The following is a 16,063-nucleotide window of genomic DNA, read 5'->3' as shown; positions in this document are numbered from 1 at the left end:
TCGGCGGTGTCTTCGCCGGGGCGAGCCGGTAGCCGATAACCGCTGATCCACGCGCGTTGCGGGCGACCGCAGCGGCGCACCGCGACCGGCATCGGCGCGGGAAACCGGCCGTCGCAACGGCCGGTTTCCTTGCGCGGCGCGGGTCACACCGGCAACGCGCTGTCGTACGTCTCCGCCGCATGCGCCGCCGCGCCGAGCAAACCCGAGCACGCATGCACCACCGCCAGCGCCGGCACTTCGGCCATCGCCGCGGCGAACCGGCCCTTGGCCTCGAACGCGGCGCGGAAACTGTCCGATTGCAACGCGCCCAACAGTTTCGGCACCACCCCGCCGGCCAGGAACACCCCGTCCCAGGCGCCGAGCGTCAGCACCAGATCGCCGGCCATCGAACCGAACGCGGCGCAGAACAGTTCCACCGCGCGCGCGCAGCGCGGATCGCCGCCGGCGGCCTGGGCATTGATCTGCGCCGGCGACCAGTCCTGCGCGGCGACGCCTTCGATCTCGCACACCGCCGCGTACAGGTTCGCCAGTCCCGGCCCGGACACCAGACGCTCGCACGAGACCCGGCCGAAGCGCCGCATCAGGCACTCCAGCACCCGCATGTCGCGCGGCCGCGACGGCGCGAAGCCGGCGTGGCCGCCTTCGGTCTCCAGCGCGAAGCAACGGCCGTTGCGCACCAGCAGGCCGCCCACGCCCAGGCCGGTGCCGGGGCCGATCACCGCATAGGTCTGCGAGGCGCCCATGTCGAAACCGGGCCAGCCGGCCGCGCCGACCGCGACCACGTCGTCCGCGCCCAGGCGCGAGATCGCCATGGCCTGCGCGGCGAAGTCGTTGATCAGCGCGACCCGCGGCGTGCCCAGCGCCGAGCCTATGTCCGGCGCGCGGATCTGCCAGGGATGATTGGTGATGCGCGCTTCCTCGCGGCGCACCCGTCCGGCCACCGCGAACACCGCGGCGTCGGCGCGCTCGCCCAGTTCGTCGAGGAAATGGCGCGCGGCGTCGGCGGCGCTGGCGAAGCCGGCGGCCGGGTATTCGCGCACGCTGTCGCGCAGCAGCCGTTCGCCGCGGCCCAGCTCGGCCATCGCGAAGCGCGCGTTGGTGCCGCCGATGTCGCTGACCAGCACGCGCATCAGCGCGACTTCGCCGACGTGGGCGCGGGCATGGGCGCGAACCGCAGCGCGGATACATCCGGCGCGCCCGACACCGCCTCGACTACCAGCGTGTTGCGCCCGCGCTGCAGCGTCGCCGGCTGCGGCCGGTCCGCCGCCGCTGGCGCCAGGGCCACGCCGTTGAGCCGCACGCGGATCTCGCCGGCGCCGCCGCGCCAGCTGAGTTGATAGGTCCCGGCCGCATCGGCCTGGACGCTGTACTTGAGCCATTCGCCCGGCCGCAGCGCCGCCACCCGCAGCGTCGCGCCGTCGCCGGCCAAGGCCACGCCGTCGTTGCGGTAGCGCTGCGACGGGTTCCAGTCGGTATTGGGCTTGCCGCTCTCGTTGGCGGCATGACGCGAGAAATAGGCCACGCCGTTGCGGCCGAGGTCGAAATCCACCGCCGCCAGTTCGCCGCCGTCGCGGCCGATGCGGTGCGGCTTGAACGGCAGGCTGCGGTCGTCGCGCGGCGCGCGCAGCCAGGCGTCGACCACATCGGGGCGGCGCGCGTTGTGCTCCAGCCGCACGTCGCGTTCGGCCAGGCCCATCAAGGCCGCGCGCGCCTGTTCGCGGGTCGGTCGCGGGCCTTTGCCTTCCCAGTACGCCAGCACCCGCGCATAGCCGGAATTGGCGATCACCTGCAGCGGATTGTTGTAGCGCAGCTTCTTCACCGGCCAGTTGGCCCAGCCGATGCCCTCGCCTTCCAGGGTTTCGACCGTGCGCGCGAACCAGTCGTTGGAGTTCTCGCCGGTCTCGCCGAGCCACAGCGGCAGGTTCCAGCGCTCGCGCAGCGCCAGGTGCTCGCGGATGCTGTCGCGACCGGTGCCGTTCCAGTACTTGTGGAAGCTCAGCACGAGGTTGTCGTCCCACAGCCCGGCATCGAGCACGCCGCGGTAGTTGTTGCCCCAGCAATTGCCTTCGATGAAGACGATATGGCGCCGATCGACCTCGCGGATCGCCGCGGTCGTGCGCACCAGCAGTTCGCGCAGCGGCGCGTTGCCGGCCTCCTTGCAGCCGTTCTTGTCGCCGGCGTCGGCGAAGCCCCAGTTGGGCTCGTTGATGATGTCGTAGCCGGCGACCGCGGGCTCGTCGCGATAGCGCTGCGCCAGCGTGCGCCACAGCGCGACCATCTTGTCGCGATTGGCGGCGTCGTCCCACAGCGAAGGCTGCGACGGGTCGCGGTCGGAGATGTTGAGATCGTTGCCCTGCCCGCCCGGCGCCGCGTGCAGGTCGAGGATCACGTACATGCCGTTGGCCTTGGCCCAGGCGATGAGATCGTCGGTGCGGCGGAAACCGTCCTCCAGCCAGGTGTGCTCGCCGCGCACCGGCTCCTGCGCCACCGGCAGGGTGTACAGCGCGTAGTGCATCGGCAGGCGCACCGAATTGAAGCCCCAGGCCGCGAGCGCGTCGATGTCGTCCTTGGCGACGTAGTTGTCCAGCCACGCGCGGTAGAACGCGCGGGTGTCGTCCTCGCCGATCAGGTCGGCGATGCGCGCGCGAATCGCATGCTGCATGCCCGGGCCGGTGAGGCCGAGCATGTAGCCCTCCTGCAGCATCCAGCCGCCGAGGCCGACGCCGCGCAGGATCACCGTGCGCCCTTGTTCGTCGACGATGCGTTGGCCGTCGGCGCGCAGGAAGCCTTCGGCATGGCCCGCTCGCGGCGCCAGCGCCAGCGCGGCCGCCAGCGCGGCCAGGCCCGCGGCCGCGAGCGTGCGCCGGCCGCGGCGGCCGGCGATGGATCCGAGCGTGTCGCCCATGGCGCTCCTCAACGGTTCAGGCCTTGCAGCAGGCGCGCGCGCAGCTCGCGCGCGCGCGCTTCGTCCAGCGGCGCGAGCGCGCCGCGCATGGTCTCGGGGATATGCGCCGAGGTCTGCGCGTCGGCGTCGAAGACATAGTGGCGGAACGCTTCGCGCCAGATCTCGCGCTGCGCCGGCGGCAGGTCGCGCACGCTCATGATCGCGTGCAGCAGCGCGTTCATCGGCGTGTCCATCCAGCGCGGCGACTGCCGCCACCAGTAGTTGACCAGCACGTTGTAGCTCTCCAGCGCCTGCATGTGGTGCCACCACATGCTCGGGATCAGCACCGCGTCGCCGGGGCCGAGCTCGGCCACGCGCGCGTGGCGCATGGCTTCGGCGAAGTCCGGATGGCGGTCGTAGTCCGGCGCGGCGAAGTCGACCAGGCTGACCGCCTGCCCGGCCGGCGTGCGGTCGAGCGGGCCGATGTAGAGATTGCGCAATTGCCCGGGCGGGAACAGCGTCACCCGCCGGCGCCCGGCGACCACGCAGGCGATGTTGTCGGGCACGTCCTGATGCGCGGGGATGCGGGTGCGGTTGCCGATCCAGATGCTGGCCAGCGGCTGCACCGCGCCGAAGCCCAGGTCGTTGCGCTCGCGCAGGCCGGGCAGCCAGGTGTCGATCGTGGTCGAGCCGACATAGATCGTCGGCGGCGCCGGGTCGTCGGCATGGTGCAGCAAGGCGTCCAGCACCGCCGCCAGCGGCGCTTTCTGCTGGGCGAAGCCGAAGCCGAGCAAGTCCGGCCGATAGTCGATCCGGCCGTCGGCCTGCGGCGGCGCCACGCTGACGGTGACCGGCGCGTCGCTGGCGAACTGCTTGAGATAGGCGGCGCCGGCCTGCGCCGACGCGCCGGCCTGGGTCAGCGGCCAGTGCGCGGCGAGACCGCGCAGCACGTACGGCCGGGTCGGCTGCAGCAGTTCCGGCGGCAGAGCCGCCGCGTCGATGCCGTGCAGTTCCTCGATGGCGTCAACGGCCGGCGGCATGGCGGCGGCTCAAACGTTCGATCAGATCGCGCAGGCGCGACAGCGAGGCCACCGCCATGTACGCCGCCTGCAGATGGCCGGCCTGCGACAACGCCTGCAGCGCGGCGCCGTCGAGCGCGCCGAGCCGGCGTTCGTCGATGGTGTGGAATCCGCTGAGGCGATGTTGGCTGCGCTCGTCCAGGCGGATGTCGAGCGCGAACGGTTCCAGCAGCTCATGGCGCCGCAATGCGGCGATGAAACCGGCGTCGTCGCGCAGGCCGTCGTGCAGCGCACGCAGCAGCGAGGCGATGCCTTGCAGGAACGCGCTGGTGCCGCCGTGCTCCAGGAACAAGGCCTCGCCCGCGTCGCCGCCGCGGACCACGCGCGGATGGTCGAGGTCGATGTGCACCATCGGCTCCTCGTCGGCGATGCCGATCAGGAACGGCAGGCGCGCGATCGCCATCGGCAGGTAATGCGCGTCCCAGCGTTCGCCGTCCGCCGCCGCGCCGGGCGCGGGTTCGGGTTCGAGGAACAGGTTCTCGCCCGGCCGCAGGCCCAGCAGCGCCACCGAGCGGAAACCGCCGTCGGCGGTCTTCTGGAACACGATCGGATAGTGCGCCTGCAGCTCGCGGAACTCGCCGAAGAAGGTCGGCGCCAGCATCTCGCCGTCGCCATAGCGGGCCCCGCGCGCGACGATCACGCGCAGGTCGTGGTGCTCGAGGTTGTTGAGCAATACGGTTCGGGACATCGCGGTTTCCGTGATCGGTACGGCCGCGGGCGGCGCCCGCGGCGCGGCGGACGCGTTCTGCGCCGGGTTCCCGGCAGGCCCGCGCGCGTCCCGCGCCGCGGCGCGGGACGCGCGGGCGCCGCGGTCAGAACTTGTAGCGCACGCCGAACATGTAGCGCGGCCCGTACTGGTCGAACGAGTACAGCTGGCGCTTGTTGCGCCCGCGCGTGCGCATGGTCTCGTCGGTCACGTTGATGCCTTCCAGGGTCAGCACCAGATTGTCCGAGACCGCGTAGCTGACGTTCATGTCCAGCTGCCCGTACGCCTCGACGTAGATCGGGTTGGCGCCCTTGCCGTCGCCGAGCGCGGTCAGGAACTCGTCGCGCCAGTTGTAGGCCGCGCGCGCCTGCCACGGGCCCTTTTCGTAGAACGCGACCACGTTGGCCGAATCGCTCAGGCCGGTCATCGCGAACTGGGTGCCGAGGCTGCCGTTCTTGTAGGTCAGGCCCGAGTCGACGATGGTGTAGTTGGCAGCGAGGCCGAAGCCGGATTGGCCGAACACGTGCTGGACGTTGAACTCCCAGCCGTCGAGCGTATCGGCGCGGTTGTTGACCGGCTGGGTGATGTTGAACGCCAGCACCGGATCGCCGGGCAGGCCGCTGATGCTGCCGGTGGCGAAACCGTTGGAGTCCACGCCGGTCTTCACCACGCCGGGCTGGCCGTTATAGGTGTTGAGGATGTAGTTGCGGATGCACGGCCGGTCGGTGCTGGCGCAGCCGCCGGCGGCGATGGCCTGGTTCCAGTAGTTGCCGCCGGAGGGCGTGTGCAGATCCGGGTACGGGCTCTGCCGGCTGACCTGGTCGGCGATGAAGTTGTCGATCTTCTTGCGGAAGTAGCCGACCGACAGGTAGCTGGATTCGCCGTAGTACCACTCGTAGGACAGATCGAAGTTGCGCGATTCCAGCGGCTTGAGCGCCGGATTGCCCGCGCCGCCGCCGCCGCCGTCGAACCGCGCCTGGCCGCCGACGCTCAGCGCCGGATTGAGGTTGGTCCAGTTCGGCCGGCCGATCGACTCGCCGTAGCTGGCGCGCAGCTTCATGCTGTCGTTGAGGTCGATCGCCACGTCCAGGCTCGGCAGCCAGTACTTGTAGTCGCCGTCGAGCTCGCGGAACTGCGAGCCGGCGTAGCGGATGACGAACTCGTTGGCGGCGATCCAGTCGATGCCCACCGGCGCCGGCTGCAACGCGGAGGCCTTGACCTTGGTGCGCTCGTAGCGCACGCCGCCGGCCACGTGCACCGGCAGCTTCCAGTCGAAGGTATTGCTCCACTGCACGTAGAAGCTGCGCGATTCCTCGCGCACGCGGCTGTCGCCGACGGTGCGGTTGGCGGCGCTGCCGGGCACCGGCGCGCCGGTGTAGTCGAACGAAGCGCGGTAGTCGTCGCGCACGCCCTTGCCGCTGGCGACCCAGGCGTCCTCGGCCAGCTGGCGCACGCGGTCGAAGTCGAACACGAAGAACGCGTCGGTGAAGCGCGGATCGTTGGCGCCGCTCACGCCGCGGAAGTAGTCGCCCATGTGCGCGAGCCGCCACACCGAATCGGGGTAGTCGTTCGGGCTGGTCGCGCCGCCCCAGGTGTCGAGCTGGACGTGGGTGAAGGCCGAGCGGTTCTTGTAGTCGGTCGAGCCGACGCCGAAGTTGAGCTTGGAATACCCCTCGAACTGGTACTCGCCGCTGGCCTGGAACTGCTCGATCTCGGCGCGCTCGCGCTCGTTGCGGAACACCGAGCCGGTCACCAGCATCTGCGCCGGGTCGATCGCGCTCATGCCGTTGGGCAGGTGCAGGGTCAGCACCGGGAAGTCGCGGCTGAAATCGATGGTGTTGCCGGCGCGGAAGAAGCCGGCGCTGGCCAGGGTGTTGTTCGAGCCGTAGGGGCTGTCGGGCGAGGAATCGGCGGTGGAGCGGTGGTAGTCGAAGTTGAGCTTGAAGTCGTCGCTCACGCGCCAGTCGACGTTGAGGCCGACCGATTTGTTCTCGCGCTTGATCGCGCTCTTGCCGGCGCCGTTGGCGAAGTCGGACAGGCCGTTGTAGCGCTCGTCGTAGACCAGCGGCGAGGAGCCCGAGCCCTTCGTCCACGAGCTCAGGCCCGGGGTGAAGTTGAGCCACACCGACATGTCGTGGCGCATCTGCTCGATCTTGTTCTGCGAATAGGTGTAGTCGAGGGTGGTGGTGAGATTGTCGGTCGGCGCCCACTGCAGGGTCAGCTGGCCGTTGAGGCGCTCGCGTTTGACCGAGTTGACGCTGTAGCCCAGGCTCTGCGGCATCGAGTAGACGTCGTTCGGGCCGGGCCGGTCGGTGATGTTCTCCGAGCCCGGCTGGCCCGGCAGCGGCAGCGCCGAGCCCGAGCCTTCGCCGCTGGCCAGCGGGGTGTCGATGAACGGCCGCCAGCCGTTGCCGGACGCGACGAACGCCGACGCCGAGCCGGATTCGCGCTTGAGGTAGTTGGCGCTCAGGCCGATGCCGAAGCGGCCGTCGGCCGAAGTCGCGCTGAAGATGCCCGAGGCGTCGGGGGTGACCGAATCGCCCTTCAGGTCGCCGGGCAGGTCGTCGTCGGAGGTGTCCCAGATGCCCTTGACGCCGACGTTGGCGTGCAGCCCGGGATTGTCCAGCGGCCGCGCGGTCTTGATGTTGATCGTCGCGCCGATGCCGCCGGCGGGCGTGCTGGCGCGGCTGGTCTTGTAGACCTCCACCGCCGAGATCGATTCGGCGGCCAGATCGCTGAACTCGAACGCGCGGCTGCCGGTCGAGGTCGGCATCTGCCGGCCGTTGAGCAGGACCATGTTGAAGTCGGGGCCGACGCCGCGCACGGTCACCCGCGAGCCTTCGCCGGCGTTGCGGTCGATCGACACGCCGCTGATGCGCTGCAGCGCCTCGGCCAGGTTGGTGTCGGGGAACTTGCCGATGTCCTCGGCGACGATGCCGTCGACGATGCCCTCGGCGTCGCGCTTGAGGTTCATCGACGAGGTCAGGCTGCCCTTGATGCCGGTGACCACGACGGTGTCGAGCGTGCGCGCGTCGTCGGCGGCGCCGGGACGGCTTTGCGCGGCCGCGGCGGCGGGCGCGGCGGCCTGGGCGTCGGCCCCGGCCGCGGATGCGCCGCTCTGCGCGTACACCGGCTGGCCCAGCGCCAGCAGCATTGCGGACGTCAACACCGAGCGCCGCAAGGCGCCGCGCGTTTGCTTCATCGAAATTCCTCCCCAGGATCTCTCACGATGCGTAGGCGGGCGGGTCTGCCCGCCCCCGGACTGATGGGGGCCGATTTGGCACGCGCATGACAGCGCTGTCAATTATCGGGACAAAAATGGAATCGCAGTCATGGAAAAAGCGTTTTCCCGGCCGCTTTTATTGTCGCGGCGCAGCATGGAACGCGCGGCGGCGCTGCTGCGAGGGCGACGCGCGGCATCGCCGCGGACTGGCGTATACCGTTAGCGGACGCGCGGGCGCGCACGGTCGCGGCGGTCGCCGGACGGTTCCGGGGATCGCATGCGGATCGCCGTTCGCAACGCCGGCGCGCGAAAAAACGACGGAAGGCGCGCGCCTTCCGTCGTTGGGTCCCGATGTTGCCGCCGGACCGGCCCGGCCATCGGACCGATCCGCCGGCGGCGCCGCGCTCAGCCCGTGGTCAACACCAGGCCGTATTCGGCGAGGATCGAATTGAGCGGATCGAACCAGGACTTGCGCTGCGCCGCCGGCGCGTCGCAGTTGTGGCCCGCGCTGGAATTGCCCTGGTTGCCGGACTGGATGCCCTGCGCCTGCCCGCCGCCGTCGATCCACGGCCCGCCGGAATCGCCGAAGCCGGAGCAGGCGTTGCTCTCGGTCATGCCGTAGACCGCGCCTTGCGGATAGTTGACGGTGACCTGCTTGGCGGTGATCTGTCCGCAGCGATAGCCGGTCTTCGGCCCCGCGCGGCACACCGTCGCGCCCACCGGCGCTTCGATCGAACCCTTGACGGTGATGTAGTTGCCGGCCCAGTCGTAGATCTGCGGGGACACGGCGAACGAACTCGACGAGGCGATCCAACCGCGGTCGGCGGTCGGGAAGCGCGAATGCACGAACTGGCCGAACGGCGTGCGGCCGATGCCGGACCAGTCCACGTCGATCCGGTCCGGCGCCTTGCCGCAGTGCCCGGCGGTCACCACGCCGGGGACGCCGGCCTTGTAGGCGACGAAGCCCGCGGTGCAGCCGCCGCCGTACGCGGTGATGTACGACAGCCCGCCGAAGATCCAGTTGGTCGTCTGCGGTGCGCCGTCCAGATATTCGAAACGCAACGCGTCGGCGTCGGCGCCGCTGGCGGCGACGAAATCGACCGCCTGCGCCTGCGCATCGCGGGCGATGCGCACCACCACGCGGTTGCTGGCCGGATCGACGTGCCAGGTGTACAGGCCGGTCAACGGCTTGTGCAGACCGGGCCGGCGCGATTGCAGCGCCTGGTCCAAACGCTGCTTGGACGCCTGCAATCGGCGCCAGTTGCGCGCCACCGGACGGATCTCCACGCCCGCGACGTTCGCGCGCGCGGCCCCCGCACTGGCCACGATCAGGCGATAACCGCCGCCGGGCCCGCTCTCGATCCAGGAACCGGCGAAATCCTCGCCGAGCGCGCGGCGCGCGGCGGCCTCGCCGGCCACCGCGTCGCGCTGCGCCCGCCACTGTTGCCTCGCCCGATCCGGCGAAACCTCGGCATCGCGCGGCACGGCCGCAACTACGCCCGCGCCCGGGTTCGAAGCCCGCGCGGCCGGCGCCGCGGGCGAGCGCGCATGCGCGGTGTGCGCGCTCAGCGCGAGCAGGCCCAGGATCGATAGCGCGGATGCGCGGACAGACGCGTGCGGCATGGTCAACCTCCTTGCTGGGGAACGTTCCGATGAGTCGCCATGATCGTCGGTTCGCTCGCGCACGTCGCGGAACGGCATCACGCCCGACGATCGCGACGCACCCGCGGGGGCCGCCGCTGTCGTCGCGGCGGGCGCAGCGGGCGCGGTTACGCTAGCGATCCGCCGGCATCGCCCGCTTCGACAAGGCCTCGCACACCGTCATGTGGCCGCCCGGGCCGTAGTGCAGGTCGGAAGAAACGAAGTACTGCGCATGCATGCCGCTGCCGACCACGCTCATGTCCTCGTCCTGCGTGCGCCCGGCGATCACATCGCGGCCGCCCTGGCCGGCATCGCGCGAGACCGCGAAGCCTTTTCCGCGCAACCACTGCTCCAGCAATTCGACGGTGCGCGTGGGCGTGTCCTCGGAATAGACCAGCATCGCGTCGCGGTAGCGGTCCTGCGACGCGCCGGGGATCGCCGCCTGGCTCGCGTCCAACGCGTGTTCGAGCCGCTCCAGGTAACCGCCCGGGCCGTTCCAGGTGTCCGGCCCCGGCGGTTGGCCCTGACCATCGGTGCAGCCGGAAAAGACGTGGCCCAGGCCGATGTGGCCGCTGCTCCAGCCCAACGCCACCGCGACGCAGCCGCTCAGGCCGTGGGTCGCCAGGCTCGCCGTCACCTCCGCCGCGAGCGGCGGCCGCACCGGCCAGTCCTGCCGTTTGCCGCGTCCATCGACGACGATCCACTCGTCCAGTCCCACCATGATCCACATGCACATGCGCCGGTCCTCCGCGGCCAGGGTCTGAAAGCTAGGAACGGCGGCGGCGCGGAGGCGTGAAGCCGCCGCGCGCTTGCCCGCGCGCGCGGTCGCGAGCGCTGCGAGCAAGCGTCGGGGCGTCGCGTCGCGTTCCGCAAGGTCCGCGGCGCGTGGTCTAATTCTTCGCCCCGACCCGCGCCGCGCGCGCCAATGTACTTGCCTGCTCGCGCGAACCGATTACGGTCGGGAGCGGCGCGCACCGCGACGCCGATCACGCGCCCGCCATCACCCGCTTCGCAACCCGGAACGACGCTGCATGCGCCTGGCTCCCCTGCCCCGATACTTCGCGTTTCCGCTTCTGTGCGTCCTGGCCGGCTGCGGCGCGAGAGGCTTGGCGCACGAGTCCGCGGACGCCGGCGCGAACGAGTTCGGACACCCGCTCGACCGACGCGCGAACGCGCCCTTGGCCGCCATGGACGAAGACGGAAAACGCTTGCGCTACGGTCTCTACCGCGACCGCGGCGCCGCTCGGGCGCGCAACATCGTTCCGGATTTCTCGCGCGCCGGCTACATGGGCGGCGGCGTCGCCTTGCCCGCGCGCGACAGCATTCCGGTGCGCGCGACCATCGCGCCCGGCGACGGCAGCGGCGACGACCACCCGCGCATCCAGGCGGCGATCGACGCGGTCGCCGCGCTGCCGGCCGACCATCGCGGCTTGCGCGGCGCGGTGCTGCTGCGCCGCGGGCGATACGCGCTGAGCGACACCCTCGCGATCCGCGTCGGCGGCGTGGTGTTGCGCGGCGAAGGGCGCGGCGCGGACGGCACCGTCCTGCGTTCCGCCATCACCGCGCGCCTAGGCAGGATCGTCGAAGTGGGCGACCGCGAAGCGGCCGTGCCGCGCGCCGCGCAGCAGCCTCGCCGCACCGCCATCGCGGCGGCCTACGTGCCGGTCGGCGCGATGCGCATCGAGGTCGCCTCCGCCGCCGGCTATCAGACCGGCGACCGCATCGCCGTGGTCCGCGAACCCAATGCCGCCTGGATCGGCGCCGAGGGCATCGACACCGCTCGCTATGGCTGGCAGGCGCGGGACTATGTCATGCACTACGAGCGCGTGGTCGCCTCGGTGCATGGCAACACGCTCAGTCTCGACGCGTCCATCGTCGACGCCATCGACGCACGCTTCGGCGGCGGCTATGTCTATCGCACCGACCCGCGGCGCATCGCCCAGGCCGGCATCGAAGACCTGCGCCTGGAAGGCGATCCCGCGACCGGCATTGCGCGCGGCACGCCCGACACCGGGCCCTACACCGCGGTGCGCTTCGCCGCGGTGCGCGACTCCTGGGTCCGCAACGTCGCCGTCCGCTACGTCTCGCACGGCTTCGCCACCCACAACGGCGCCCACTTCAACACCTTCGAGGATCTGGCCTACCTGGATCCGCGCTACGGCGAGAGCGAAGGCGTGCGCCGCTATGTGTTCGTCTACGAGGGCAACTCCGCCTTCAACCTGACCCAGCGCTGCTACGGCGAGGGCGGCCGCCACACCTTCGTCACCGGCGCGCGCGTGCCCGGCCCCAACGTGTTCCTGGACTGCGTCGCGGCGAACGCCAACAACGACAGCGGTCCGCACCACCGCTGGGCCACCGGCACCTTGTACGACAACACCCGCGGCGGCCTGCTGCGCGCGCAGAACCGGCGCGCCAGCGGAACCGGACACGGCTGGGCCGGTGCGCAGCAGTTGTTCTGGAACGTCGAGCATCCGCATTACCTGGTGCAGGCGCCGCCGTTCGCGATGAACTGGGCGGTGGGCCCGGCGGGCGCGACAGGCGCGGCGAAGTTTCCGCCCGAGGAACCGGCGGGGATCGTCGAATCCGCCGGCCGCGCGGTCGCGCCGCGCAGCTTGTATTTGCAGCAACTGCGCGATCGCCTGGGCGAACCGGCGGTGGAAGCGGTCACCACCGCCGCACAACGCGAGGGCCGGATCTGGGACAGCCTGGCGACGCAGCGCGGCGACTGAGGCGCACTGCGGTCCGCGCCGCACCTGGCCGCAATCGGCCTTAGTCCGCGAAAATCCGGATAAAGCTCTCGCGCAGCCCAAGCCGACGGGGCCGCCGAAATGCATCGCTCGCGCGAATGGTCGCGCAATCCGCGCGAAACACAGGAAATTCGACCGGCGCGGCTACGCTTTCGCAGGCTGGAGGCCGGCGCGAACCGGCCTTGCCCATCGGCACAACTTTTCGTAGCGCACCATCATCGGTTTCGATCCCGGCAAGAACTCGCGCCAGCGCGATGCCTCGAGCGAATGCGCAGCGCCGTCCGCAGTGACTGGTTCATCGGCATGAATGCAGGCCATGCGTCTTCACTACCCCAAAGGACAGCTGAACTCGCGTGTTCGACGCAGCGCGACTTGTCTGCGCATCGCTGCATGCGCTCGCGAATCGAGCCTGTCCGCATGCGCGAAGCGCTACCTGTCCTGTTGTCACCATCATGCGCATGACGAATGTCATCGCGGCTGTGACGCGCTTTGCGGTCGAGATCCGATGACCTGTCCGTCTTTCGCCATAACCCGTAAATTTCCGTGAAATGCGGCGGCCACGCACGCGTCGTTCCCGCGTCATCCGCATGACGCATTCGCATCGCGTTCGTATCCATGCAACGGCATTTGGATCGCGTTTACCGCAATACGTGCATCGCAACACAATCGATATTGCGTGGCCTTGCTACTTTCGCCGCGTTCCGCGATCAAGGCCAAACAGTGAGCGAACAGCAGACAACCCGGAATCATTTGTGGCGACTGATCCGTCGCGGGCGGCCGTCGGTTGCGGCATCGTCCGTCGCCCTGCTCGCCGCGCTGGCGTCGGTCGCCGGTTCGCTGTGGTTCCCGATCCAGACCAAGCACCTGATCGACCGCTTCGACGGCGGCGGCATCGAACTGCAGCAGGTGCTGCTGGTGGCCGCGGCGCTGGTCGGCGGCGCCGCCGCGGGCGCGCTGTCGGCCTATATGCTCGCGCGCATCGGCTACCAGGTGGTGGCGGAACTGCGCGCCGCCCTGGTCGAGAAGCTGCTGCGACTGCCGGTCGCGTCCTTCGACAAGGAAAGCAGCGGCGAGCGCGTCAGCCGCGTGATCCGCGATTGCGAAGCGATTTCCGAGCTGATCACCAAGCAGACCGTCAACCTGGTCACCGGCGTGCTGCTGCTGGCCGGGTCGGTCGTGGTCCTGCTGTTGCTGGACGTGCCGCTGACCCTCACTCTGCTCGGCTCGGTCGTCGCCGCCTTCGCGGTGATGATCCCGATCGCGTTCCTGCTCGACGGACTCTCGCGCCGCACCCAGGACCGCGTCGCCCGGATCAGCGGCATCCTCACCCACATCTTCCAGGAAATCCGCCTGGTCAAGGCGTTCACCGCCGAGGCGCAGGAGCGCCGGCGCAGCGTGGCGGAGATCGAAGACCTCAAGCGCCTGGGACTGAAGACCGCGCGCGTGAACGTGGCGCTGGAACCGGTGATGAGCCTGGCGATGACCATGGCGATCATCATCATCCTGGTCTACGGCGCCGCGCGCGTCGCGGCCGGCGAGATCAGCGTCGGCACGCTCACCGCCTTCATCCTGTACATCTTCAACGTGGTCAATCCGCTCGCGCAGCTGACCAATTTCACCGCAGAATTGCAGAAAGCCAAGGGCGCCTCGGTGCGGATCGCGGCGATCTTCGACGAAGCCGAGGAAGAGAAAAAAAACAGCGCCCAACCCGCGCCGCACAGCCCCGGCGGCGTGCTGGAGTTCCGCAACGTCTCCTTCGCCTACGCCGGCCGCGACACCACCGTGCTCAACGGCATCGACCTGTTGTTCGAGCCGGGCACCACCACCGCCCTGGTCGGTGCCAGCGGCAGCGGCAAGACCACGATCCTGTCGCTGATCGAGCGCTTCTACGAACCCAGTTCTGGCCAGATCCTCTACGACGGCCGCCCGATCGCCGATTACCCGCTGCAGCAGTGGCGCGGCGGCATCGGCTACGTGGCGCAGAGCGCGCCGGTCATGCCCGGCAGCGTGCGCGACAACATCGCCTATGGCCTGTCCGGCGAATTCACCGACGCCCAGGTGCGCTCGGCGGCCGAGCGCGCCGGCGCGCTCGACTTCATCGAACGCATGCCGCAGGGCCTGGACACCGTGCTGATCGAACAGGGCAACAACCTGTCCGGCGGCCAGCGCCAGCGCATCGCCATCGCGCGCATGTTCCTGCGCGATCCGGATCTGCTGATCCTCGACGAGGCCACCTCCAACCTCGACAGCGAGACCGAGCACCAGGTGCGGCTGGCGCTGGAAGCGCTGATGCGCGGGCGCACCAACATCATCGTCGCCCACCGCCTGTCCACGGTGATCCACGCGCAGCGCATCTGCTTCCTCGAAGCCGGCCGCATCTCCGGCATCGGCAACCACGGCGAACTGCTCGCCAGCCATCCCTATTACGCGCGCCTGGTGCAGCGCCAGTTCCAGCAACCGGTCGAGGCCGAACCGATGGAGGCCGGCTGAGCCCCCGGGCTCCGATTCCTTCGATGATCCACGCGCCTTTTCGCCCGCCCCCACAGGACCGCGCGCCGTCGCGACGCCTCGCGCGCCGCGGCTGAAACGCGGTCCGCATACAGACCAGAGCCAGACGCCCCTCCCGCGAGGGCCGCGTCGAGTGGCCGCTTTTTCCTCGAAATCTTCACTTACTTCCGGTAGGCATATGGACATGAATAGAAAGCGGCTGGACGGCGACGTGCCCGCTCCTTTGCTGGTCACGCCCGCCCATGCCCATTGCGATCTCGCCGCGCTGCTGGCCGAGCGCGCGAGCGAGATCAAAGACGACTTGCTCGAACACGGCGCCCTGCTGTTCCGCGGATTCGCCGTCGACAGCGTGGAGAAGTTCGGCGCGGTCGCCGACCAGATCGGCAACGCGCGGCTCAACTACACCTATCGCTCGACCCCGCGCACGTCGCTGGGCGGCGGCGTGTTCACCGCGACCGAGTTCCCGCAATCGCAGGAAATTCCCCTGCATTGCGAAAACGCCTACCAGCGCGACTGGCCGATGCTGGTGGCGTTCTGCTGCCTGACCCCGGCCGACGTCGGCGGCGCCACCCCGATCGCGTCCATGCGCGAGGCCACCCAGGCGATCGGCGCCGGGCTGATGGACGAGTTCGAACATCGCCAGGTCAAGTACGTGCGCCACTACCGTCCCTATGTCGACCTGCCGTGGGAAACGGTGTTCCAAACCGACGACAAGGCCGAGGTGGCGCGGTTCTGCGACAGCGCCGGCATCGAGCACGAGTGGCTCGACGAGGAAACCCTGCGCACCGGCCAAGTCTGCCAGGGCGTGGCCACCCATCCGGTCACCGGCGAAAAGCTGTTCTTCAACCAGGCGCACCTGTTCCATGTCTCGTCCCTGGGCGAGGACACGGCGCAATCGATGATCGACATGTTCGGCGCCGATCAACTGCCGCGGCAGTCGTTCTTCGGCGACGGCAGCGACATTCCCGCCGACGTCCTCCAGGCCGTGCGCGACGGCCTGAACCGGAAGGCCTACGACGTCGCGTGGCAACGCGGCGACGTGCTGCTGCTGGACAACATGCAGTTCGCGCACGGGCGGCGCACGTTCAGCGGCCCGCGAAAAATCGCCGTCACCCTCAGCAACCCCTATTCCGGCCACCTGCCGGGCTAGCCGCTGATCCGCGGTGCGAACGTTCGCCGGCCCCGTCCTGGCCGAGCGGCCGGCGCACGACTTCGTTCGAGGCTGGGCGGGCTTGCCGGCGCATCCCCGTCATGCCGCGCTGCAATCGGTGCAAT

The 16,063-nt window shown here is 70.0% G+C and carries 10 protein-coding genes; 3 read left to right on the top strand and 7 right to left on the bottom strand.

The features are described from left to right. Positions 1-143: 143 nt before the first annotated feature. From glk to RDV84_RS14460, 7 genes are all read right to left on the bottom strand, one after another. Positions 144-1,130 (bottom strand): glucokinase, encoded by a 987-nt coding sequence (glk, locus tag RDV84_RS14490; protein ID WP_309150747.1) that lies wholly within the window; start codon positions 1,128-1,130, stop codon positions 144-146. Then, a complete protein-coding gene (locus RDV84_RS14485) occupies positions 1,130-2,905 on the bottom strand; it encodes a cellulase family glycosylhydrolase (RefSeq protein ID WP_309150746.1) in 1,776 nt (591 codons plus the stop codon). The genes glk and RDV84_RS14485 overlap by 1 nt, the downstream gene beginning before the upstream one ends. 8 nt (positions 2,906-2,913) lie before the next feature. Then, entirely contained in the window at positions 2,914-3,924 is a 1,011-nt protein-coding gene (locus tag RDV84_RS14480) for a cupin-like domain-containing protein (RefSeq protein ID WP_309150745.1), read from the bottom strand. Then, a complete protein-coding gene (locus RDV84_RS14475; RefSeq protein ID WP_309150744.1) occupies positions 3,908-4,651 on the bottom strand; it encodes a SapC family protein in 744 nt (247 codons plus the stop codon). Before RDV84_RS14475 ends, RDV84_RS14480 begins: the two co-directional genes overlap by 17 nt. 124 nt (positions 4,652-4,775) lie before the next feature. Then, entirely contained in the window at positions 4,776-7,871 is a 3,096-nt protein-coding gene (locus RDV84_RS14470; protein WP_078996476.1) for a TonB-dependent receptor, read from the bottom strand. Positions 7,872-8,297: 426 nt separating this feature from the next. Further along, positions 8,298-9,515, bottom strand: coding sequence for a S1 family peptidase (locus RDV84_RS14465; RefSeq protein ID WP_309150743.1), 1,218 nt, complete (start codon positions 9,513-9,515; stop codon positions 8,298-8,300). Positions 9,516-9,666: 151 nt separating this feature from the next. Further along, positions 9,667-10,269, bottom strand: coding sequence for a hypothetical protein (locus RDV84_RS14460; RefSeq protein WP_309150742.1), 603 nt, complete (start codon positions 10,267-10,269; stop codon positions 9,667-9,669). Between the two features lie 472 nt (positions 10,270-10,741). On the opposite strand from RDV84_RS14460, the gene RDV84_RS14455 reads away from it, so the two are divergent. From RDV84_RS14455 to RDV84_RS14445, 3 genes are all read left to right on the top strand, one after another. After that, positions 10,742-12,262, top strand: coding sequence for a hypothetical protein (locus RDV84_RS14455; RefSeq protein ID WP_309150741.1), 1,521 nt, complete (start codon positions 10,742-10,744; stop codon positions 12,260-12,262). A gap of 768 nt (positions 12,263-13,030) precedes the next feature. After that, a complete protein-coding gene (locus RDV84_RS14450) occupies positions 13,031-14,770 on the top strand; it encodes an ABC transporter ATP-binding protein (protein ID WP_309150740.1) in 1,740 nt (579 codons plus the stop codon). Between the two features lie 202 nt (positions 14,771-14,972). Beyond that, the gene (locus RDV84_RS14445) at positions 14,973-15,938 is read left to right on the top strand and encodes a TauD/TfdA family dioxygenase (RefSeq protein ID WP_309150739.1); all 966 of its coding nucleotides are present in this window, start codon (positions 14,973-14,975) and stop codon (positions 15,936-15,938) included. Positions 15,939-16,063 lie beyond the last annotated feature (125 nt).

This window comes from Lysobacter yananisis, assembly GCF_031199375.1.
GTDB classification, from domain to species: domain Bacteria; phylum Pseudomonadota; class Gammaproteobacteria; order Xanthomonadales; family Xanthomonadaceae; genus Lysobacter; species Lysobacter yananisis.
Note: the sequence above shows the minus strand (reverse complement) of the source record. Positions and strands in the feature narration are given on the sequence as shown.